Origin of the sequence: Streptomyces sp. NPDC017448, from assembly GCF_044330565.1 — a bacterium.
In the GTDB taxonomy this organism is placed as follows: Bacteria; Actinomycetota; Actinomycetes; order Streptomycetales; family Streptomycetaceae; genus Streptomyces.
The window spans coordinates 34221-55965 of the sequence record NZ_JBIRLM010000014.1; the positions used below are offsets into that span (position 1 = coordinate 34221).

The following is a 21745-nucleotide window of genomic DNA, read 5'->3' on the forward strand; positions in this document are numbered from 1 at the left end:
GTCGTGGACGCCCGGCGTACCCGCCGCGCCTCCGTCGGCGGGACCTTCGGCACCGCCGTCGGCTCCACCGTCCGCGCCGCCGTCGTGGACGCCCGGCGTACCCGCCGCGCCTCCGTCGGCGGGACCTTCGGCACCGCCGTCGGCTCCACCGTCCGCGCCGCCGTCGTGGACGCCCGGGGTGCCGGCCGCCCCGCCGTCGGCGGGACCTTCCGCGCCGCCGTCGGCTCCGCCGTCGTGGACGCCGGGGGTGCCCGCCGCGCCGCCGTCGGCGGGGCCTTCCTGTCCGCTCGTGCCATGCTGGGTCATCGTGCCTCCTGGGGATCACGCCGTGGACGGGCGGCTCTCCGTTGTCCGGAAACCTACGCGCCCAGGACGGTGACATATGGCTGAATTGCCCGTAATCACCGTATAGCCGTGGTGAGGAAACATCGATTCGGGCGGCGAGGCGTCCTCCGAATGCCGGAGCGGCGGGGAGGGCGGCGCCCGCCCCCTCACCGCCCGGCCGGGCCCCCCGGCACCACCCGCACGCCCAGCCCCCGTACCCGGTAGATGCACGTGTCGTCGCCCCACAGCGTCGCGTCCCCCACGGCGTAGGGCCCCCGGGCGTCCCGGCCGCTCTCCACGATGTCCATGTCCACCCGGATCAGCCGGTTGGCCGGGGTGATCTGGCCCCGGTACGTCCACACCGTCTCCCGGCCGGGCAGGACCGGCTCGAACCGGGGGCGGACGATCCCGTCGGCCGCGCCGCGTTCGAGCAGGTGGTACTGGAGCAGCTGGCACATGGCCTCCACCCCCAGGGAACCCGGCTGCACCGGGTCCTGGAAGAAGTGGGCCCGGAAGAACCAGGCGTCCGGGCGCACGTCCTTCTCCGACCGCAGCCGGCCGAGCCCGGCGCTCCCGCCCTCCGGCCAGGAACCCGTGATCCGGTCCAGCATCAGCAGCATCCCGCCCGGCAGGCGCGGCTCCCCGGCGCAGTACCGGGCGGGCCGGGCGGTCAGGTCGACCACCCGGTCGCAGGGTTCGTCGAGACGGGCCCGGTCCTCGGCCGGGACCGGCAGCCCCTGCTGGTCGTCGAAGGCCGAGCGGGGGAAGTAGCCGAAGACCGTGGTGATCTCCGCGAGGGGGGCGCCGTCGGCCGTGCACACCACCCGGAACGACTCGATGATCATGTCCCCGCTGCGGGAGAGACGGGTCAGTTCGGCCCGGGTGCGGATCGTGCGCGTTCGGGCGGTGACCTCGCCCGTGACCGTCTTCACCCCGTCCAGGTTGCGGAACAGCAGATCCTGCTCGCTGGTCGTCGCGCTGCCGGCGTACGAGGCCAGCCACCCGCAGGGCTGCAGCGCGACCTCCATGAGGACCGCGAGCGGCATGCGCCGGGCCGCGTTCTGTTCGAAGTACCACGCCCGTTCCGGCACGTCGTACTCGGCCACGACGACGCTGCCCTCCCGCATACCGCCCTGCGGGCCCTCCACCGAGACGATCCGGCTCATGAAGTGGTACGGCGGCCCGGGCAGCCTGGCGACCCTGCGGGCGCCGTCGAAAGGCTCGTACATGGCGCCGAACGCCTCGCTGGGCCTGCCCCAGGCGCATGCCAGCAACGACGCGTAGTCGAAGCGGAATCCGTCGGCCGCGACGGCCACCGCCTTCTCCTCCCGGTGCCCGGCCAGTCCGCCGAGCCGGGACAGCGGCACCGGCGCTCCGTCCTCCTGCACGGCGGGCGGACCCGCGCCCCGCCACTGCGACAAGGGCCAGTCGGGGACCAGCCGGAGCGCCATGCCGCGACCCAGGAACGCCTTCCTCCCGTCCACCGACCCGAGGACATCGGCGTGGAGCGTCGGCACCGGCCCCGCCGAGACGCCCCGGACGAACACCTCGTAGACGACCCGCCGGGACTCCGGCGTCGCCTGGCCCCGGCACACGGCCCGGTACGGGCGGGCGTCGACCGGCTCGAAACGCCAGCCGTCCCGGTCGACGGTGTGGCCCAGCGCCGTCAGGTAGAACGCCATCGCCTGGAGACCGCCCTGCAGCATCAAGGTGCCCGGCATGCACGGGTCGTTCTTGAAGTGCCCGGCGAAGAACCAGTCCTGCGGGGACAACGCGGTCTCGGCGCGCAGGTACCCCCGGCCCCACGGTCCTCCCACCGGATCGAAGACGGTGACCTCGTCCAGCAGCCGCAACCGCTCCCCGTCGAGCAGGGGCGTACGCACATGGGCGGCCGTCGCCTCCCAGCCCGGCCCGAAGCACTCCGCGGGCGACCCCTGGGCCAGGGCCCGCACCCGGTCCGGGCCGAACCGGGACCGTTCGCAGCGTACGGCCGGCGGGTCCAGCGGCAGGTCGTCGCCGGGGGGGTGCTCGGCCGGATCCCAGCGCACCCCGCCGCCGGCGGCCAGCTCGGCGGGGGTGAAGAACCCCGCCTGCCCCTCGCGGACGCTGAGCCGCAACTCGCCGTCCACGTAGCAGTCGTAGTGGAAGAAGGCCAGCCGGACCCCGTCCGCCTCCGCGTGGCCGTCCACGTGGATCTCGAAGCACAGGGTGTCGCCGGGGCGCGGCGGGCCGCCGTGGAACGTCACCTCGCAGCCCAGCAGACGGTACGCGCGCTCGCCCCGGTTGAGCAGGTCCACCCCCAGCCAGCTGAGCAGCAGCAGATCGGCCTGGCCCGCCTCGATCAGCACACCGGCCGGCATGCGTCCCGTCGCGTCCAGGTACCAGCTGTCGGGCAGAACGTCGGTCTCCGTCCAGATCCGCCCGTCCGTCCGGACCGGGCCCGGCAGGGCGAGCGCCGCGGGCACCGCGTCGATGGCGGTGACCCGGTCGGCGAAGAGCATGGGCGGCCCGGGCATCCGGGTCTGTACCGCATAGCGGTCCTGCTCGGCGAAGCGCGGACCGAACAGCGTGGAGATCTCGCGCGAGGCGAGATGCTCCAACTGGGCCCGGTCGAAAAGCGGTTTTGCCCTGGAGACTGGAGCCGGGGCCCCCGCGGGCGCGGGCGGGGGAGCCGGCGCCGACGCGGGGACCGGGGCCGGGGCCGTGCCCCCGGCGGCGCCGGGGCGCGCCCCGGCGGTCGTCGCCAACGCCGTGAGGGCGAACGCGGACACGTGGAGGAAACGCCGGTGGGCCTCCGCGTGCGCGGCCATGACCTCCTGGTGCACCGCGGCGGCCCGCCGGACCTGCCGGGCGACCACGTCCGCGGTCCCCGCCGCCCCCGCCCCCGCCTCCGGCGCCGGGGACGGCTGTCCGGCCGGCCGGAACCCCGGCTCGGACGCGGCGACGGGTACGGCGGCCACCGGGGGACCGGGTTGCTCCGGCGGTCCGGACGCAAGCCGCTCCTGCGGTACCGGGGCCAGTTCGGGCGCCCGGGGCAGGACGGTCACGGCGGGTTCCAGAGGCGGCAGACGGGGCGTGGGGGGCACGGGAACCGTGACGGTCGGCCGGGGGGCCGGAAGGCCGGTCGCGGCCTCGGCGAGCCGGGCGAACAACGCGTCGGCCCGCACCGGCGCCCCGGCCACCACGAGTTCCCCCACGGCGAGGCACAGGTTCCGCAGCCCGGTGTCGTCCGGCGTGTCCAGCGCGACGGCCACATGCTCCCGGTCGCCGAGCACCCGCTTGATCCACCCGGTGCACAGCTTCCGGGGCCCGTGTTCCACGAAGACGCGGACCCCGTCCGCCCACGCCTGCTCGATCGTCGCCGCGAAGTCGATCGTGCCCAGCCCCTGAGCGGTGAGGGCTTCGGCGGCCCGCTCGGCCGTCGGCCGGTACGCCCGGCCGGTGGCCCCGCTGTAGAACCGGACCCCCGGCACCTCGACCGTGGGCCGGCGGTGGACCTCGCGCCACACCTCGCGCACCTCCGCCAACTCCGGGGCGTGGGCGGCCATGTCGTAGTCCAGCTCGATCGCCCGGTCCACGCCCAGCCGGGCCACCACGGCCGCGCACGCCCCGGACTCGCCGCCGACGACGCAGATCCCCGGCGCGTTCACCGCCATCAGATGGACCGCCCGCTCCCCGGCGAGCTCCGCGCGGACGGCCTCCAGCGGCGCGGCGACCAGATAGCTCGACCAGCGGTCGCCGCCGATGCCCCGGCGCCGCCAGTAGCGCCGCACCGCCCGCAGTTCGCCCGTGAGCTCCGTGGTGAACAGCCCGCTGTCCCGCGTCGCCTCGTACAGTCCCGAGACGTCCGGCCACGCGCCCAGCGCGACCAGTGCCGTCGACTCGCCCGAGGAGTAGCCGATCGCGGCGTCCGGCCGCAGACCGAGCACCTCACGGCTGAACACGGTGTGGAAGACGGCCAGTTCGGCGACGGACCAGATCTGGCCGTGCACCCCGGTCTTCGTCCCGGCTCGCAGCCGTCTCCCCATCGCCCGGTGCTCCGTACGGGCGGTCTCGCCCAGGGACGGGCAGGCGAGCGTCAGCTCGTGGCCCATTCCGGGGTACGCGGCCGAGCCGTTCGTGTACACGAAGGCGGTCTGGCCGGTGACCGGCGCGTCCCGGTACAGGACGTCGGCCGGGCGGACCCCGCCCTCCGCCAGCCAGCGGCGGGCCGCTTCCCGGCGCTCCGCCCACGCGGTGCCGCCGTCGACCACGACGGCCAGCCGGGCCGGCCCGGCCGAGGACTCCGTACCGGCTTCCAGCGCGGCCAGCACCTCCCGGCGGTCCTCCCCGGAGAAGACGTGCAGACGCGGTGCGGGCCCCCGCAGCCACGGCCGGGGGTCTCCGGCGCGCAGCCGGACGCTCACGACCGGCCCCTCCGCCGGTACGGCGACGGCCCGCGCGGTACGGGCGACGGCCGCGGGGTCGGCAGGCGCGTCCGGGCGGGGGACCGCGCGGTGCTGGAGCGAGAGCGCCGCGACGGCGACGGAGACCAGCCCGGACGCGGCATGGGCCCGCCCGAAGGCGGACGCCGGGTCGAACACCGCGTCCGGGCCGTCGCCGATGACCATGTCGGGTTGGTCGCCGCCCTCCTCGTCCAGCACGGCGACGACGGCGTCGCCGTCCCGGCGGGCGGCGTCCAGGAGTTTGAGGACGAGGACGACCGCCGCGTCACCCGGCTCCTGGCCGGGGGCCAGCTCCCGCAGCGCGGCGCGGTGGACCGCCTCGCAGGACAGGTCGGCGGCGCCGACGAGCGCCGCGTCCGCCTCCCCCGACCGCAGGGCACGGGCCGCGACCTCCAGCGCCACCAGCCCGGACGCCTCCTCGGCGGAGACCGTGAAGCTCGGTCCCGCCAGGTCCAGTTGGGTGCTGATGCGGTTCGCCGCCAGGTTCGGCATGCTGCCCACCACGCCCTCCGCCGTCATGGGCGGGGTGAAGGCGTCCCGGGCGAGGTCCGCCGACGCCGCGGTGACGGGCACGCCCGACTGTTCCAGCCAGTGGGGAATCCGCCAGCGCGCGCCCGCGCGGGCCACCTCCGGGTCCACGCCGGTACCGATGACCACCATGGTCCGCTCCCGGGGCAGGGCCACCGCCCGCGCGGCCTCCCGGGCGGCCTCCAGCACCAGGAGCTGATGGCGTACGGTCCGCTCCAGCGCCAGCGGAGGGAAGCACAGACCCGTCAGCTCCACCGCGATCTCCGCGACGGGACCGCGCCGTTCACCGCCCAGCACCGCCCGGCGGAAGTCCTCGACGGACGCCCCCTTCCCGACCCGCGCCCCGATGGCGACGATCGCCACGGGAGCCACGGGAGCCACGGGAGCCACGGGAGCCACGGGAGCCACGGGAGCCGCAGGAGGCACGGGAGCCACGGGGGGCCGGGGCGCGGGGCCGTCCGACCTCCCGGGCTCCGCAGCCGGGGCCGGAGCGCTCGGGGTCCGGTCCCGGTCCGCCGCCGGGACGGGCCGCGCGGCGGGCAGCGGACCGCGCGCCGACCGGGGTACGGAGGGCGGGGGGGCCTCCTCCGGGTCGTCGAGGACCAGATGGGCGTTGGTCCCGCCGAAACCGAAGGCGCTGACCGCCGCCCGGCGCGGCCCCGCCCACTCCTCCGGCGCGTGCAGCACCCGCAACGGCGTGCCCGCCAGGGCCTCCAGCGGCCGTCGCGCGCCGAGCGTCGCCGGGCGCACCCCCGCACGCATCGCCCCGACCACCTTCAGCAGCCCCGCCGCACCCGCCGAGGCCAGCAGGTGCCCGACGTTCGACTTCGCCGAACCGATCGGCACGTCGTCAGCGGCCCCGAAGACCCGGGCCATGCCGCGCGCCTCCACCGCGTCCCCGACCGGGGTTCCCGTCGCATGGCACTCGACGAGCGACACCGACTCCGGAGCGATCCCCGCCGCCTCGTAGGCCAGGCGCATCGCCCGTACCTGGCCCTCCTCCGAAGGGCTGATCAGCCCGGACCCGCGCCCGTCGTTGGACAGCCCCACCCCCCGGACCACGCCGAGCACGGGGAGCCCGGCGGCACGGGCGTCGGCCAGCCGCGTCAGGGCGACGAACCCGGCGCCCTCGCCGTGCACCAGTCCGTCCGCGTCCCGGTGGAAGGGGCGGCTGCGCCCCGTCCGGCTCGTCGCGGACAGCCCGCAGAACCCGACGTGGAGATAGAGGGGGTCGGGGCGGCTGACCGCACCGGCCACCATGAGGTCGGCCGTGCCGTCGTGCAACCGGTCGCACGCCAGCTTGATCGCGTACAGCGAGGAGGCGCAGGCCGCGTCGAGGGACCACGCGCCCGCCCCGAGCCCGAGCGCCCGGGCCGCGAGCAGCGCCGGGAGGCCGGAGGAGAAGCGGTTGCGGGCGTCGGGGCGGGTGCGGCGCCCGCCGGCCAGCAGCGCGTCGCGGAGCGCGGGCCGCTGCGCCGACAGCCAGACGTGTTCGGCGAAGGCCGCTCCGGTGGGGGTGGGGTACGACAGGTTCCCCAGGACCAGCCCGCCGCGCGGCAGCGGCGCGGTGCGGCCCGCCTCGGCGAGCGCCTGCCGCACCCCGTACAGCACCCAGTGGAAGAGCGGGTCCAGCGTCGCGATCCGCTCCGGGGGGAGGAGGAAGCCCTCCGGGTCGAAGACGGACTCGAACCCGTCGACGTACCCCCCGACATCGGTCCAGGTGCGGTCGAGGTGGTCGTCCACCGTGCCCATGACCCGGTGGTGCGGCAGCCGCCACCGGCCCTCGGGGGCGGCCGACAGACTCGTACGCCCGGCGGCGACGTTCTCCCAGAACGTGTCCGGGTCCAGTGCGCCGGGCAGGACACAGCCCCGGCCGACGACGGCGATCGGTTCGAAACGCATGCGGGTCTCACTTCACGGCGGAGCAGAGCGGGACAGGACCCGCGGAGCGGAGGGGGGCGGAGCCGGGGAACGCCGGGGAACGCCGGGGGACACGGACAGGGCCTGTCAGGAGGGGCGGCCGACGAGTTCGACGCCGGTCAGCTCCAGCAGGACGGAACCGTCAGGGCCGATCAGCGCCGCGTCGCAGCGCGCCCCCGTGGAGTGCGCCTTCCGCCCCCGCACCACACAGCGCACGGCGTCGTCCACCGGGCCGCGCCGGTACACCCGGCACTCCGCGACCGCCATCGGCAGCGTCGCCGTCCCGAGCACCTCCTCCCCCCAGAGCAGCGCGAGTTGGAGCGCGCCGTCCACGGCGGCCGGATCGAGCGGACCGTGCCCGCCCGGCCAGCCCAGGGCCCGCACGCCGACGACGGTCGCCTCCGCCCCGTGCTCCGACACTCCGCGCACCTCGCGCAGGGCGTGGAACCGGGGGCCGTGGAAGAGGACGCCCCCGTCGTACGGTGCGCTCACGTCGAGCGGCTTCAGCTCCGCCGGGGTCTCCCAGGCGGACCGGTCGGGCTCACCGTCGCCGGTGTCCACGACGGCACGGAAGTGCGCCGGGCCCTCCTCGCCCCGCAGCTCCGCCTCCAGACCGGCCGGGGAACCGGGCGCGCCCCGGCTGCCGAGCACGGTGAGCCGGTGGCCCCCGCCTTCCAGTTCCGGCAGGTCGTACTTCCGGTACACCCGCAGATCACGCAGGACGAGCTGTCCCTCGGCCGGCAGCCAGGCCGCCGCCGCGCCCGCGAACCAGTGCAGGACCAGCGCCACGGGCAGCACCGGGACACCGGCGGGCGCGTGGTCGGCCAGCTGCGGCAGGGTGTCCGAACCGACCAGCACCTGCGCGCGGTACCGCTCGTCCGCGACGGCCGGGCCGTCGCCCGCCGTCAGCACGACGCGGGCCTCGCCGACCGCTCCGTCCAGCTCGGCCGTGCAGGCCGCGGCCCCCTGGGCCGGCGGGATGAGCGGCACCCCGGACCGGCCGAAGTGCGCGGCCAGGGCCGGGGTGACCATGCCGCCCTGCCAGGGGCCCCAGGCCACGCAGCGCACCAGGCAGCCGGGGCGGCGGGTCTGCTCGGCCGACGCGACCTGCTGGAGGACCTCGTTGGCCATGGCGTAGTCGCTCTGGCCCGCGTTGCCGAACACGGCGGCCACCGAGGAGAACAGCAGGATCGTGTCCAGGGGGTCGTCCGCCGTCGCCGTCAGCAGCGCCCGCAGGCCGTCCACCTTCGTGGCCATGACCGGTTCGGCCTGCTCGTCGGTCTTGTCCGCGATCAGCTTGTCGGCGAGCACGCCCGCACCGTGGACGATGCCGGTGACCGGCCCCCACGTCTCGCGTACGTCGCGCAGGGCCGCGGCGAGGGCGTCGGCGTCGCGGACGTCCAGCGGGAGGTACCGGGCGGGCGAACCGGCGGCCTCCAACCCGGCCAGCGTCGCCCGTACTTCGCGGGCGGCCAGAATCCTGCGGGCCTCCTCCGCGAGCCGGGCGGGCGAGGACGGCTCCGCGTCCCGGGCCCGCTCCGCGAGCAGCCGGGTGAGGGCGGGCTCGTCGGTGGCCGATGCCAGACCGGCGGGCTCGTCGGCCATCGCCGTCCGCCCCAGCAGCACGATGCGCGGCCGGTGGGTCCTGGCGAGGTCGAGCAGCGCGGCGGCCGTCACCCCGCGGGCGCCGCCGGCGGCCACGATCACGGAGGTCTCGCGGATGCGCCGGGTGTCGCCCGGCACGAGCGGAGCGGGCACCGTCCGCAGCAGGGCGCGGGTGCCGTCCGCGCGGAGCCCGACCTCCCTGTCGGCCCCGCCTTCGAGCAGTTCGCACACGATCGCGTCGGCGACCTCGGCGTCGTCCCGGCCGCCCCGCTCGCAGTCGACGACCTTGACCGGGGCCCCGGGCCACTCCTTCGCCGCCGTCCTGGCCAGCCCCGCCACCCCGCCCAGCCACGCGCGGCCGGGCGCGCGGCCGCCGAGCCCGAAGTCTCCGCCGGTGTCCTGGACGGTGACGAACAGCCCGTCGCCCCCGGCCGCCCGGGGCGCCACCGTGCGCGCCGCGCGGAGCGCCGAGCGGTGGACCTCCCGCGCCTCGTCCGGTGTGCCGCCCGCGCAGAAGCCGCCGAGGTGGACGACGCCGCGCGCACCGTCGGGCACCTCCGCCACGGCGGTGGCGTCCACGCCGCGCTCCGACAGCTTCCGGGCCACCAGGCCGACGACCGGGCACCCCTTCCCGTCCCCACCGGTCACCACGACCGGCCCGTCCAGCAGCCCCGCCGTGGCCAGCCCGGACGCCGGCGACTCCACGAGGCGCGGCACCAGCCGCGTCAGCGGTGCCCACCCGTCCGCTCCGGCGTCCTGGAGGGGCCGCCCGGGTACGTCGTGCGCGGTCGGAGCCGCGGCGGCCGTGGTGTGCGGGGCGTCGTCGCGAGCCCCCGCCGCGAGGGGGGCGTCCGGGTCCGCGCGGGGCGTGGCCACGGCGGGGGCGGCCGTCTCCGGCGCGGCCCCGGCGGGCCGGCCGCCGGAGGTGAGCGCCGTGACGATCTCGCGCAGCGTACGGAGCTTGCCGAGCTGTCCGACGTCCCCGATCGCCACGTCGCCCACCCGGCGGCGTACGGCGGACAGGATCTCGACGCGCTTGATGGAGTCGACCCCCAGGTCCGCCTCCAGCTCCATGTCCGTGTTCAGCATGGCGGTCGGGTAGCCGGTGAGGTCGGCCACCACCGACAGGAGCAGCTCCTCCAGCTCCGAGGACGAGAGTCCCGGCGGTGTCGATGCCGGTGGTCCGGGCGGGGGTGCGGGCTCCGACGACGGCGGGTGCACCGCCTCGCCCGCCCCCGAGGCGCCGGCCCCCGGCACGGGGTGCGGTGGCGCGGCCTCGACGACCGGGGGAGGGGCGGGAGTGGCGGCGGGCGCCGCCTCCGCCACCGCTGCCGCGGGGGCCCGTACGTCGAGCGGGGGAGCGGAGCGGGGGAGCGGCACCGGAGCGGGGGGCGCCGGGTCCGGGTCCGCACCCGGGGCCGGGGCGCCGAGCAGTGCGGCCAGGGTCGTCCCGGTCATCCTCAGGAAGGCCAGGTGGCTGTCGGTCAGCAGGCGTTGACAGGCGAGGTGGGTCTCGGCCGTCTGCCGGTGGACGCTCTCGACGGCGGCCTGCCCGGCGCCGTCGATGACGGCCCGGGCATCGGCCGGGGGCGCGGCGGCCGTGCGGTACGCCGAAGGCGGCGGGACGTCGAACGGGGCGTACGCGTGCGCCGGCAGCGCGCTTGCCGGGGCCGGCGCGGAGGCAGGTGCAGGGCCGGGCGTCGGGGCCGGGGCGGGTGCGGGGCCGCGCGGCGGCGCCGGGGATGCCGAGGCAGAGGCGGGCAGGGGGGCGTGCGTCGGTACGGGGGCGGGCCGAGGCATCTGCCGGGGCCCGTGCTCCGGGGCGGGCGCCGGTCCGGCGGACGGGCCTTCGGGGGGCGGGAGCTGACCGTAGTTGGCTCCGCTGATCTTCACGGTCATTCGGGGCTCGCGCTCCTTCGCTGGGTTTCCGGGCGATGCGTAGGGGGTCCAGAGGGGGACGAGGTCGAGGGGGACGCCCCGTACGGCGAGTTCGCCCAGGGCGGTGTGCAGAGTGTCGACGCCCGCACCGGCCGGCCGGTCCAGGGCCACGGCCGCGTGCTCGCGGTCGCCGAGGATCTGTCCGACCAGGCCGGTGAGCGTGGCGCCCGCGCCGACCTCCACGAAGGTCCGCACCCCTCGCGCGTACATCGCCTCGACCTGGTCCTGGAAGAGGACCGGCGAGGTGAGATGAGCGGCGATCCGGCGGCGCACCGCGTCGGGGGAGGAGGGGTAGGGCTTCGCGTCCGTGTTGCCGTAGACCTCGATCCGGGGCTCCGAGAACGGCACCGTGCGCAGGTGCGCGGCGAACGGTTCGGCCGCCGGGGCGACCAGCGGGCTGTGGAAGGCGGCCGACGCCGACAGCACACGGGAGGCGACCCCCGCGGCCGAGAAGGCCCTCCCGGCCCGTTCGACCGCCGCGGCCGAACCCGAGAGCACCGTCTGGCGCGGGGAGTTGAGGTTGGCCGGCCAGATGTCGCCGAAGCCGCCGTCGGCCAGCACCTCCGCCACCCGTACGGGGTCCGCCGCCACCGCCAGCATCGCGCCCGGCGCGGACGCCGCCTCCCGCATCAGCTCGCCGCGGCGACGCGCCAGCCCCACCAGGGACTCCGCGTCCAGTGCGCCCGCGCAGTGCAGCGCCACCAGTTCGCCGAAGCTGTGGCCCGCCGCGCAGTCCGGCCGCAGCCCCAGCTCCCGCACCACCTCCAGCAGCGCGAGCGCGTGTACCGCCAGCGCGGGCTGAGCCCACTCGGTGGCGTCCAGCAGGGCTCTCCGGGCGGCACGCTCCTCGTCGGTGAAGGCGGGCGGCGGGAAGACGGCCCGGTGCAGGGGCCGCCCCTCGAAGCGGAGGGAGCCCAGCCGGTCCCACACGGCCTGCGCGGCCGGGGCCAGCATCGCGAGACCGGCCCCCATCCCGACGTACTGGGAGCCCTGCCCGGGGAACAGGAAGCCGATGCGGCCGGGGGCGGCCTCCCCGTACGCGTACCGGATGCCGGAGGGGGCCGAGAACGCGGTCCCGGGGCGTCGCCGGATCAGCGCGAGCGCCTGCGCGTACTTCTCCCGCAGGTCGTCGGCGTCGGTGGCGACGACGGCCAGCCGCACCGGGGCGGTGGGCGAGAAGGCGGCCTGGCTCTCCCGCGCCAGCGCGGCCAGCGGGCGTCCGTCCTGCGGCGGCGGCTCCGCCAGGGCGGCCGGGGAGGCGGCGCAGAACAGGACCAGCTCGCTGGAGGCCGATCGGTGGCGCAGAGCCGGGCGGCCCGCCGCCCTCCGGGCAGTGCCCGTCGAGGCGTCCGCGGGCGCGTTCGACGAGGACGGGGGCGCGTCCGAAGGCGTGTACTCCTCCAGCGTGACGTGGAAGTTGCTGCCGCCGAAGCCGAAGCTCGACACCGCCGCCCGGCGCGGGTGGCCGGCCGGCCGCACCCACGGCCGGGCCTGCGTGTTGACGTAGAACGGACCGTCCGGTGCGGCGGCCGCCGGGTTCGGCCGTTCGACCTTGACCGTGGGGGGGAGCACCCGGTGGTGGAGGGCCATCACCGCCTTGAGCAGCCCCGCCGCCCCCGCCGCGCACTTGGTGTGCCCGATCTGCGACTTGACCGAGCCGATCGCGCACCACTGGCCGTCCGGGCGTCCCGCGGCGCCGAACACCGCGTTGAGGGCGGCCAGTTCAGCGGTGTCCCCGGCCTTGGTGCCGGTGCCGTGCGCCTCGACCAGCTCCACGGTCTCCGGCCCGTAGCCGGCCTCCTCGTAAGCGCGCCGCAGGGCCCGTTCCTGCCCTGCGGGCAGCGGGGCGTAGATCGCCGTGCTCCGGCCGTCCGACGAGGTGCCGATGCCCCGGATCACGGCGTGGATCCGGTCGCCGTCGCGCTCCGCGTCGGACAGCCGCTTCAGCGCGTACATCACGACCGCCTCACCGAGCATCGTGCCGTCCGCCGCCTCCGAGAAGGGACGGCAGTCGCCGGTGGGGGAGAGCGCGGGCGTCTTGGAGAAGCACAGGAACATCCCGACGTCGTTCCCGGTGTCCACCCCGCCGCTGATGACCAGGTCGGCCCGGCCCAGGGACAGTTCCGCGACCGCCGTGGACAGCGCCGCCAGCGAGCTGGCGCAGGCGGCGTCGGTGGTGTGGTTGACGCCGTGCAGATCGAACCGGTTGGCGATGCGGCCGGCGACGACGTTGCCGAGCAGCCCCGGGAAGGTCGACTCCCGCCACGGCTCGAAACGGGCGGCGATGCGGTCGCACACGGCGTGCGCCTCGGCCTCGCCGAGCCCGCTCTCCCGCAGCCCCGCCAGCCACGCGGGGCGCTGGGAACGCCCGTACATGTGGGGCAGGAGTTCGAGGGCGGCCGCGCCGAGAACGACGCCGGTCCTGTCCCGGTCGATCCCGGCCGCGCCGCCGACGTCCTTCAGCACCTGGTCGGCGACGATCAGGGCGAGCAGTTGCGAGGTGTCCGTGGCCGGCAGATTGGCGGGGGGCACCCCGTAGGCCATCGGGTCGAAATCCACCTCGGGAAGGAAGGCGCCCCGGCGGGCGTACGTCTTGTCGGGGGCGGCCGGGTCCGGATCGTAGTGGTCCTCCACCCGCCAGCGGGTGGCGGGGACCTCGGTGATCAGGTCGCGGCCGCCGGTCACGATCCGCCAGTAGCCGGCCGCGTCCGTCGCGCCGGGCGCCAGCGCGCCGACGCCGACCACGGCGATGGGGATCTGGCGGGGGGCGGGTCCGGACACGTTCTCTCCCGGGGGTCGGGCGGCGGTGGCAGGCGGCACGGTGGGGCCGGGGCCGCTCATGCCAGCTCGCACGGGGTGCAGGTGAACGCCTCGGGCGGCAACGGGACGCCGTAGGTGCGGAGTTGGTGGGCGCGGGTGAGGGTCGCCGCCCCTTCCAGCAGGTTGAGGGCGATCTGAGTCACGGTCCGGCGGGCGGGTTCCGCCAGGAAGGTGCCGGCCGTCCACCGGTTGAACGCGCCCATCGCCGGCCCGCACCAGATCTGGTAGTCGGCCCGCCGCGAGCTCTCCCCGGTGATCGCCCACCGGCTGGAACTGCCCAGGTACCAGCGGAACACCAGGGCCATGCGGTGGCGGGGATCGGCCTCCGCACGGGTGATCTCCGCAGGATCCCGCCGCTCCCAGAAGGCGCGCGTACGCTGCCAGACCTCCTCGAACGGGGCGCGCAGCACGTCGCGTTCGAGGACGGTGCGCACCGCGTGCGGGATCTCCTCCAGCGAGCCGTGGTCGCGGTACGCGGCGTACAGGCGACCGGCCCGCCGGGCGAACATCGTCCCCCGCGACAGCACTTGCAGCCGCACGCCCAGCTCGAACATGTCGGCCGCCGGCGCCATGGCGACATCGGCGACGTCCGCCTCGCACAGCATCGCCTTGGCCTCGTCGGACAGGCCCGCCTCGACCGCCGTCTGGTTCACCGAGCCGGTGACGACGTAGGAGGCCCCCAGGGCGAAGGCGGCGGCCACCGCGTCCGGCGTGCCGAGACCGCCGGCCGCCCCGATGCGGACCGGACGCCGGTACCCGAACCGCCGGCAGACCGTGTCGCGCAGGGCGGCGATCCTCGGCAGCAGGACCGACAACGGCCGGTTGTCGGTGTGCCCGCCGCTGTCCGCCTCCACGGTGATGTCCTCGGCCACCGGCACCAGCGCCGCCAGCGCCGCCTCCTCGCGCGTCAGCCTTCCGCCCGCGACGAGGGAGTCCAGCAGGGCGGGCGGGGCCGGGGAGAGGAATCTTTCGGCCACCTCGGGCCGGGAGACCTTCGCGAGCAGCCGCGTGCGCCGGACGACGCCGCCGTCCTCGGCCCGGCGCAGCCCGTACGCCGAGCACAGGACGACCGCGGGGGTCAGCTCCATGAACGCCGACGCGGAGATCCGGGGGACGCCGCAGCGCAGCAGCAGCTCCGCGACGCGCCACTCCAGCTCCGGTTCGGCCGGGGAGTGGATGAGGTTGACGCCCCAGTTGGGGAGGGAACCCAGCTCGCGGCCCAAGGAGTGCACGGCCCGCTCCACCTCCGGGTAGGCCAGGCCGCCCGCACCGAAGAAGCCGATCATCTCCGCCCGGGCCATCGCCGCGACCATCCGGGTGGTCGCGATGCCGTTGGCCATCTCCCCCGCGACGTAGGGGAAGCGGACGGCGTGCGCCTCGCAGAAGGCCCGGCCGCCGAGCCACTCGGGGTACAGCGGCGGCAGCGTGCCGAGCACCGGACCGGCGGGCGGGGGACCGGTCGCGAGGCCCAGCTCCCGGCCGTCCGGCCCGCTGACGACGTGCACGGGTTCCCGGATCAGCCGGACGCGGGCCGCGATCCCCTCGGGGGAGAAGACCGGCGGGCTCGCGGCGCGGGGGCCGGGGTCGGCGAGAACGGACACGGATGCTCCAACGGGACGGCGGCGGTCGGCCGGGCGTGGGGAACGGGCTCAGGAGTGCGGGGGCGTACGGGCCGGGCCCGGGCGCGGGCCGGATCAGGCGTACGGGGCGGGCGGTGGGAGGAGCGGCGGGGCGTCCGGCTGCCGGGGGAGCGCCTCACCCCCGGGAACCAGCCCGGACCACAGCTGATCGAGGCCGACCGGAGCGCAGAGTGCGGACGGCCCGAGCCGGGTCCTCACCCGGGTGTCGTCGAACCGCCGCCGATGGGCGAGGTAGGCCGTGATGCCCGGGTAGAAGTCGAGCAGGGCCTCCAACGCCGAAGGGTCCTCCGGCTTGGCGTCGACCAGCTCGATCGAGAGGGGGCCCAGCCGTTCCAGCAGGGTGACGACGGTGGAGACGGGGACGTCGCGGTCGTGGACGACGTGGTACGTGTCGACCCCGCGTGAGGACGGCAGTTCGGCCAGCCGGACCATGACGTCGGCCGCGTGCTCCACCGGCAGCAGGTTCAACCGCCCGTGCGGGTGCCCCACCGTTCGGACCCGGGCCCGGCCCTCGGGGCCGGACGCCCGGAGGCCGGGGCCCGCGGGCCCCGCAGCACCGGAGGGAGGACCGCCCGGAGCACCGCCGGGGCCCGCGGGCGCGAGGGCGGCGGTGCGGCGCGCGTCGCGCAGAATGCGCTCGACGACCTGCAAGGGGTGCGCGGGCAGCTCCGGGTGCGGAGGCACGTCCGAGACGAGGATGCTCGGCCGCAGCACCAGGGCCGGTCGCCCGTGCTCGCCGGACCAGGCGTGGACCAGCAGCTCCGCCTCGTACTTGGAGCGCTCGTAGGCGTTCTCGAAGCCGTCCCCGTCGCCCAGCTCGTCCTCGTACGCCACCCCGGTGCGCCGCCGGCCGGCGACGAACGCGGTGCTCACATGGCGCACCACGGGTTCCCCGCACCCCGCGGCCGCCAACTCCAGGACGTGGCGGGTGCCTTCGACATTGGTCCGCCGCAGGACGGGAAGGTCCCCTTCCAGATGGATGCTGCCCGCGCTGTGCCAGATCGCGCCGAGACCGTCCGCCAACTCCCGGAACGCCCGTGAGGACAGGCCCAGCCGGGGCAGCTCCAGATCGGTCTCCACCACTCTCAGCCGCTCCGGCAGCCGCGCGAGGAGCGCCGGGGGCGCACCGGTCAGCGCGAAGGACCGGGTGATGCGGTGCAGCGCGTCGCCCGTACCGGCGTGGGCCAGGACCGTCACCGACCCGTGCCGGTCGAGCAGACGACGCAGGAGGCGCAGTCCGAGGAATCCGGTGGCGCCGGTGAGTGCGACGTGCAAGAGCGTGGCTCCAAGGCGGTGAGAAGGGTGGACCCCTGCCGTGCCGGGGACGCGGAGGCAGAGCACCGGCGGTGCGGAGGACCAGGTGCGGAAGTGTGCGGCACGTCGCCGGTCGTCCTGCCCCGGGGATCGCCGACGGCCATCGCACCGCGCACGGTCCGGCCGGTTTCGCCGATCCGGTGCGGCCGGTGCTCACCGGCTCCCGAACCACCCGTCCCGGACGGGGTTCCCCGGCCTTCGGGCCCGGTGGTCTCCGGCGCACGGCACACAATGACAGACCGCGGGCGGGAGATGCCCGTCCGTCCCGGCCGCTCACCCGAACGAAGGACGCCGCCCCCCGGCACCGGTGGGGCGGCCGCACGAGGGCGCCCGCAACCGGTCCCTCTTTCGAGGGAACCCGCCAGGGACCGCCGGGACCGTGCCCCCGTGCGCAGCGCGTCCGGACACGGCCGCGGACACGGGGCGCCGGAGGCCCGCCGGACCACGGGAACCGGCAGGGGCGAGGGCTCGGGGAGCGGGGGCGGCCGGCGGCGGGGGAGCCGCCGGGCGCCCCGCCGGGGGGCCGGCCCGGCCCGGCGCGGCCGAGCGGAACGGCCTCGGCCGGCCGTCATCCTGAGGGCCCGCCGGTCCCGGCAGCGCGCGACCGGCCCGGGCGGGCGGGGTGGCGCTGCCCGCCGCCCGCTGTCGTTCCTCCGTCCCACCACCGGTGGCCGACGTGACCGCCGTCGGCCCGAAGGGGAGCCCGCAACCACATGTCCGATTCCGAGCAGTCCACCGTGTCCGCCCCGTCCGCCGCACCGGCCCCCTCCACCGGCCCCGTCCGGCCGAAGCGGACCGTGCCCCCGCCCCGCCACCCCACCCACTCCGTCGACCGGGCCTTCCTCGACCTGGAGCGCCGCCGCCCCGAGGTGCGCTGGGACGCGGGCGGCATCGCGTACCTCAGCGGCCCGCCCCCGTCCCTGGCCGACCTCCGCGCGTACGTCGCCTTCCGGCTCGGTGAACTGCCCCTGCTCACCAGCCGGGTGGAGGGGGGCCGGCGGTCCCGGTGGCAGCCGGCCGCCGACTTCGCCGTCGACCGGCATGTGCACGAGGTGGTGGCCGACGGACCCGCCGCCCGGGACGCCGCCCTGCACACCGCCCTCAACGCCCCGTTCGCGCCCGGCGCCTCCTGGGGGGTGTGGCTGGTCCACGGCCACGAACCCGACGCGTACGCCCTCTGCTACCGCTTCCTCCACTCCTGCCAGGACGGGTCGGCCGCCGCGATGACGTTCCGGGCGATGCTGGGCGAGGGGGAGCCCTCGGCGCGCCCGCTACCGGGCCGGAACCGCTTGGCCGGCGCCCCCCGGCGGGTCGGAGCGGCCCTCGCGCTGGCCACCACGTCCATGGCCCGCACCTTCGCCGTGCGCGGTCACCGGCCGGGCACGGCCTTCACCCCTTCCGGGGAGCGGCGGCTGTGGCGGGGGCGCGTACCCGTGGACACGCTGCGCCGCATCGGCGCCGGCCGCGGCGGCTCGGCCCACGACGCGCATCTCGCCGCGCTCGCCGGGGCGCTCTCGGCCTGGTCGGCCCGCGCCGGGGTGCCGCTGCCCCGGGTGACGGCCGTGCTGCCCGTCGACGCGCGGCGGGCCGAGGAGGAGCAGACCTGGGGCAACCGCTGCTTCGCCCTGCCGATCGACCTGCCGACGGGGCCCGCCCCCGGCCGCCCGGACGGTTCCCGGGACGGGGAGGCGCCGCTGCGGCGGCTGGACCGGGTCATGGCGACGACCCGGAAGCTGCGGGGCGCCACCTGGCGACAGGCCGTTCAGGACCTGGTCCGCTTCATGCCGGGCCGCCCCACGGCGTGGTATCTGCGCAGGGTGCTCTCTCCACGCGTCACCAACGTCATGGCCACCTCCATGCCGCTGGCCGACAAGGGGAGCCTGGGGGAGACGCAGGTGACGGGGACGGCGCTGCTGCCCCTCCTCGTCCCGGGGCACCTCTTCGGGGTCGGCCTGTCCTTCTTCGGCGGCTGGGCGGAGGTCTCCTTCGTCGCCGACCGCGCCCTGCCCCTGGGGGAGTTGCTGCCGGAGCTGTGGGAACAGGCCGTGGAGGAGCTGGAGGAGAGCGCGAAGCAGGGGTGAGCGGGCGTACGGCGCGCGGCCCGAGGCGCGGGCCCCGCGCCGTACGCGACTGCCGGGGCGGGGGTGCGGGAAGGGCCGGTCACCCCGCGCCGGGCACGGGAGCGGCCCGGGGCGCACCCGGCCGGGAGGCGGCCGAACGGCGCGCCCGCCGCCTGCCCGCCCGGAGTTCCCGGCGAAGGGCCCGCCGGTAGCCGCGGATGTCGATCTCGATCCCGTGGCGGTAGGTCGGCGCGTAGACCTTGTCGTGCCGTTCCCGCGCACGGGCGATCGCCCGGCCCATCTCCTCGGGCGTCGGCGGGAGGACCGCCCCTTCGATCAGGTCGGCGATCCATTCGGCCTGCGGTTCGAGCAACGGGAAGGCCGCTCCGGCGGGTTGCGCCAGCCCCATGAAGAAGAGGCCGGGGAGCCGGGGCGGCACCGTGCGCAGATACAGCTCGGTGCGGCCGTCCGGGGCGGCGAAGACGGCGGGGTCGAGGAAGGGGAAGGAGAGGGAGTACCCGGTGGCGTACACCACGGCGTCCACGGTCTCGCGGCTGCCGTCCGTGAAGGAGGCCGAGTCCCGGCCGAAGGAGCGGACGCCGGGCTTCGGGGTGACCGCGCCCCGGGCCAGCTGGACGAGGAGTTCGTCCGACGTCGAGGGGTGGGCGGCGAAAGGACGGCGCACCGGGTCGGGGAGCCCGTAGAGGGCGGGGGCGCCGCGGGTCGCCCGCAGGAGGAGCGCCGTCGCCGGGTCCTTGACGAAGCGGGGCAGGGCGGCCAGCCGGCCCGTCGCCCAGTGGTCCGCGGGCCTCCCGAGCAGCATCTTGGGGAACACGTGCGCCGCGGCGCGTGCGGAGAGGAACGTCCGTGCCGCCGTACGGGAGATCTCCGCCGCGATCTCGCACCCGGAGTTGCCCGTCCCGACGACCAGGACCCGCAGCCCGGCGTACGGCTCGGGGGTGCGGTAGGCGTGCGTGTGGACGGCGGAGCCCTCGAACTCCCCGGCCCCGGGCACGGCGGGATCGGGGAGACGCGGATCCCAGTGGTGCCCGTTGGCCACCACCACCTCCGAGTACCGGCCGGTCTCCGTCTCCGCCCCTCCTCGGCGCCGGCGGGCGACCTCCCAGCCGCCGCCCTCCAGGGGGCGCACGGAGGTGACCTCCGTGCGCAGTCCGATACGCCCGTGCAGCCCGAACGCCTCCGCGTAGCTCTCCAGGTAGGCGAGGACCCGCGTGTGGTGCGGAAAGACCGGACAGGACCGCGGCATCGGCAGCGAGGAGAAGGACATGCTCTCCTTCGAGATGTTCGCGTGCAGCGACGCGTACACCCCCGACATCCCGTTGTCGTTGCCGTAGCGCCACAGCCCGCCGATGCCCGACCCCGCCTCGTACCAGTCGAACGGGATGCCGCGGGAGGCGAGGACCTTGCCGGCGGCCAGCCCGGACGGACCGGCTCCGATCACGCACGTTCTCCGCATGGCTGACCGGCCTTTCGCTTCGGGGGGTGACGACGGCTCCGGGAGGCCGGTCACGTTAGCCGTCGCCGCCGGTCCGGACGCCGTTTCGGACCGGGTTCCGTCGCACGCATGACGGGCCGTGCGGCAGATTGACGCGGCGGAGCGGCGCCCCCCCGGGGCGCCGTTTCCGCTGCCCGGTCCGCTCGTTGGGCACGGGCGGACCGGTTCCGCGAACCGCAGCCCTGTGTACGACGGAGCGAAGCGATGGACGTCCACGATGTGCACCATTCCTACCGGCACCACGCCGTCCTGCGGGGCGTCGACCTCCGGCTGGAGCCCGGCACCCTCGCCGGGATCGTCGGCGAGAACGGGGCGGGAAAGACGACCCTGTTGAAGATCCTCTCCGGTGAACTCCGGCCGGACCGGGGGTCGGTGCGCCACCACGGCAGGTTCGGCTACTGCCCGCAGTCCGTGGTGCTGGACGACTCCTTCACCGTCCGCCAGCATCTCGACTTCTTCAAAAGCGCGTTCGGCCTCGCCGGCCTCGAACGGGCCGAGGAGGTGATGGAGACCCTGGCCTTCACCGAGTACCTCGACCAGCGTGCGGGCCGGCTCAGCGGGGGGTCGCGGCAGAAGCTCAACCTCACCCTGGCGCTCATGCACGACCCGGACGTGCTGCTGCTGGACGAGCCCTACCAGGGCTTCGACTGGGAGACCTACCTGCGCTTCTGGGAGCTGGCGGCAGGACTGCGCGACGCCGGGCGCTCGGTCCTGGTCGTCTCGCACCTGGCGTACGACGTCGACCGGCTGGACCTGCTCTGGCGTCTGGAGGGCGGACGCCTCCACCTGCGGGAACGGCGTGCGGAGGCCGCGGCGTGAGGCGGCACTGGTCCCTGTTCGCCACGGCCTCCCGGTACGCGTTGATCGGGCACGCGCGCAACCGGTTCGCGATGCTGCTGGTGGTCGTCTACATCCCCGTGTGGATCGCCCTCGCCTATGTGACCATCCCCGACCGGCCGGCCCCCTTCCGGCTCCGGGCGACCGGCGAGGTGCTCTCCCCGCCCGGCAACCACCTCACCCAGATCACCGGCGCGCTGAACGCGGTCACCCTCATCGCCGGGTTCATGATGTTCGCCGCCACCTTCACCGGGGGCGCCTTCGACCGGCGGCTGGCGATGGCGGGCTACCCCCGGTATCACCTCGTCCTCGCCAAGCTGTCCGCGCTCACGCTGGTCTGCGTCGCGATCTCGGTGTACGCCACCGTCGCCGCCGGGTTCGCCTGGGCGCCGCGGCAGCCCCTGCTGCTCACGGCGGCGCTCTTCGGCGCGGCCCTGACCTACGGCGCGCTCGGCGTGGTCTTCGGTTCGGTGCTCCGGCGCGAGGTCGAGGGCATGTTCGCCATCCTGATGATCAGCGTCCTGGACGTCGCTCTGCAGAACCCCCTCTCCAGCTCCGGGTCCGACAGCGCCGTCGTGCGCTTCCTCCCGACGTACGGAGCCGTTCAGGCCAGCATGTCCGCCGCCTTCTCCGACGCGTCCGGCGGCCGGGCCCTCCTGACCCAGGGCCTCTGGCTCACCGGCGCGGCGACGGCCGGATTCCTGGTCTTCCGCCGCCGCACCCGCAACGCTCTTGACACGCCCGTGACCTGGGAAGGCGATGATCGCTCTGTAGCCATCGGGCGCTGACGCCGCGCTC

At 76.1% G+C, this 21745-nt stretch carries 8 protein-coding genes and 1 pseudogene; 4 read left to right on the top strand and 5 right to left on the bottom strand.

Annotation, left to right across the window (positions count from 1 at the left end; translation table 11 throughout):
• A pseudogene (locus tag ACH4K1_RS22290) lies at window positions 1-390 on the top strand (hypothetical protein); the annotation flags it as partial.
• 101 nt (window positions 391-491) lie between these two features.
• Here the strand turns inward: ACH4K1_RS22290 and ACH4K1_RS22295 are convergent.
• From ACH4K1_RS22295 to ACH4K1_RS22310, 4 genes are all read right to left on the bottom strand, one after another.
• Window positions 492-7199 carry a beta-ketoacyl synthase N-terminal-like domain-containing protein gene (locus ACH4K1_RS22295; protein WP_398091020.1) on the bottom strand — a complete coding sequence of 2236 codons (6708 nt, stop codon included), beginning with the start codon at window positions 7197-7199 and terminating at the stop codon, window positions 492-494.
• Window positions 7200-7304: 105 nt separating this feature from the next.
• Window positions 7305-13541, bottom strand: coding sequence for an SDR family NAD(P)-dependent oxidoreductase (locus ACH4K1_RS22300; protein WP_398091021.1), 6237 nt, complete (start codon window positions 13539-13541; stop codon window positions 7305-7307).
• Between the two features lie 56 nt (window positions 13542-13597).
• Window positions 13598-15181: a PfaD family polyunsaturated fatty acid/polyketide biosynthesis protein gene (locus tag ACH4K1_RS22305; RefSeq protein ID WP_398091022.1), complete on the bottom strand. Its 1584-nt coding sequence runs from the start codon at window positions 15179-15181 to the stop codon at window positions 13598-13600.
• Window positions 15182-15274: 93 nt separating this feature from the next.
• Window positions 15275-16495 (bottom strand): SDR family oxidoreductase, encoded by a 1221-nt coding sequence (locus ACH4K1_RS22310; RefSeq protein WP_398091023.1) that lies wholly within the window; start codon window positions 16493-16495, stop codon window positions 15275-15277.
• A 752-nt stretch (window positions 16496-17247) separates the two neighbouring features.
• On the opposite strand from ACH4K1_RS22310, the gene ACH4K1_RS22315 reads away from it, so the two are divergent.
• A complete protein-coding gene (locus ACH4K1_RS22315) occupies window positions 17248-18615 on the top strand; it encodes a hypothetical protein (protein ID WP_398091024.1) in 1368 nt (455 codons plus the stop codon).
• A gap of 79 nt (window positions 18616-18694) precedes the next feature.
• Here the strand turns inward: ACH4K1_RS22315 and ACH4K1_RS22320 are convergent, their stop codons facing one another.
• Window positions 18695-20056, bottom strand: coding sequence for a flavin-containing monooxygenase (locus ACH4K1_RS22320; protein ID WP_398091025.1), 1362 nt, complete (start codon window positions 20054-20056; stop codon window positions 18695-18697).
• 258 nt (window positions 20057-20314) lie between these two features.
• Here ACH4K1_RS22320 and ACH4K1_RS22325 point away from each other — a divergent pair, with 258 nt between their 5' ends.
• The gene (locus ACH4K1_RS22325) at window positions 20315-20929 is read left to right on the top strand and encodes an ABC transporter ATP-binding protein (RefSeq protein WP_398091026.1); all 615 of its coding nucleotides are present in this window, start codon (window positions 20315-20317) and stop codon (window positions 20927-20929) included.
• Window positions 20926-21735 (top strand): ABC transporter permease, encoded by an 810-nt coding sequence (locus ACH4K1_RS22330; protein ID WP_398091027.1) that lies wholly within the window; start codon window positions 20926-20928, stop codon window positions 21733-21735. Before ACH4K1_RS22325 ends, ACH4K1_RS22330 begins: the two co-directional genes overlap by 4 nt.
• Window positions 21736-21745 lie beyond the last annotated feature (10 nt).